This window comes from Streptococcus hyovaginalis DSM 12219 (assembly GCF_000420785.1).
GTDB lineage: Bacteria > Bacillota > Bacilli > Lactobacillales > Streptococcaceae > Streptococcus > Streptococcus hyovaginalis.
Genome location: NZ_ATVP01000034.1, coordinates 1 through 1675, shown reverse-complemented (window position 1 = coordinate 1675; position 1675 = coordinate 1). Strand labels below are relative to the sequence as shown.

The following is a 1675-nucleotide window of genomic DNA, read 5'->3' as shown; positions in this document are numbered from 1 at the left end:
TCATCGTAGCTTAAATCAATCTCAATTTTTTTTACACCACCCTCGATAGATAGAGCGTATTTATTCAACTCTTTCATTTGTCTAGAATCTTGAGAGTTTATTTTATCCTGGTACTTTTCTTGGTCAAGTAAAGCAAATGATATTTTATATCCTCCCCAAAATGGTGGCAAATCTCGATGTCTGTTCTTTGGTTTCGGAACAAATTCAAACGAATTGACAAAGAAACCTTTCTGGCTAAATGCATCTGTAATTAGTTGCTGAAGCTTTACTCCTTCATATTCTTTTGTAAACCTTATCGTTTCTTTGATAGAAAAATCAAGATCTTGAGATTCCCTATCAACTATTCTATGTAGTTTTAGTGCGTTTCCACCCTTTAAAACTAAATTTTTTACTAGTTCAGTATCTGAGTAAATCGCCTTTAAAATGGTATTGCGTATTTCATCTGGGGTCATATTGTTGCTCCTTTTACATCTTATCTCTATTCTATCATTGATTTGCTATTAAACAAATTATTTCTCAACTAAAAGCTATGGTATATATACCATAGCTTTTCGAATGACTTTTTTTATTTTTTTTGTTAAAGTATAATATAAGCTATGGTATATATACCATAGCTTAATGTTCTTGTTTTTTAAAATATGGAGGTTTAAAATTGGTACTGTCAGATGAAAAAATACAAAATATCCTTTTAGAAAAAAAGATTACCAAAGATGCTTCTAACCTAGTAAAATACTCTGATGAAATAGTAATACAAGCTCGAAAAGAATTTGGTAATATTCTGAATCGAACATCAATCATAAAAATTTTAAATGATTTTAAACAATCAAATAAACTTAAAAAATCTGCTTCAGTAAGTAAATTTATCGATATCATTATCGATAAATTAGGTTTATTTGAACCGATAAAAATTCTAAATGAATATAAAGGTGAGACTGTTACTCGTTATATTGCTACTGATATTCAAATTTCTCCTTACGAAATAGCTCTTTCATTACTATCTAAATCATTCCTTTCCCACTACAGTGCTCTTTTTGTTAACGACTTAACCATCAACAATCCTAAAGATATATATATTAACAAAGAACAATCAAAAAAAGATTTTTATTCTAACAATGAGCAAAATATCTCTCAAGGAAGAATAGATTATGCTTTTTCTAAAAAAATGAGACGTACAAATATGATCTATTCATTTACCTTTGATGAAACTTCCTACAAAGTTCATGTTCTGAACTCTAAAAACACGAATAATACTGGCGTCGTTCTCAAAAACGTAGTAGGATTTTCCAAACCTATAAGAACTACAAATATTGAACGTACTTTGATTGATGCAACTGTTAGACCAGGATACAGCGGTGGTGCTTTAGAAATTTTAGAAGCATTTTTGCGAGCAAAAAATGAGTTAAACTCTAAACAACTATGGAGTTACCTTAAAAAATTTAACTACTCTTATCCATACCATAAAGCAATTGCTTTCTATCTGAAATATTCCGATTACAGTTATAAGAACGAGCTAGTAGACTTCTGTAATAATGACAACCAAAATTCTCTAACATTTTACCTAGACTATCAAATGGTTTCTCCTCAAAAAGATGACGAGCTTGGCATATACTTTCCAAAAATGATACCCAAAAAATGATGGTTTAATACACTGACCATATTACTTAGTTTCATGGCT

Annotated in this window: 2 protein-coding genes; one reads left to right on the top strand and one right to left on the bottom strand. The window is 29.7% G+C overall.

Annotated elements, in window-relative coordinates:
* A partial coding sequence (locus G574_RS0110555; RefSeq protein WP_029692142.1) for a nucleotidyl transferase AbiEii/AbiGii toxin family protein occupies positions 1–452 on the bottom strand: 452 nt, incomplete at its 3' end.
* Positions 453–652: 200 nt separating this feature from the next.
* On the opposite strand from G574_RS0110555, the gene G574_RS0110550 reads away from it, so the two are divergent.
* On the top strand, positions 653–1636 hold the full coding sequence (locus G574_RS0110550; RefSeq protein WP_029692141.1) for a hypothetical protein: 984 nt from the start codon (positions 653–655) through the stop codon (positions 1634–1636).
* Positions 1637–1675 lie beyond the last annotated feature (39 nt).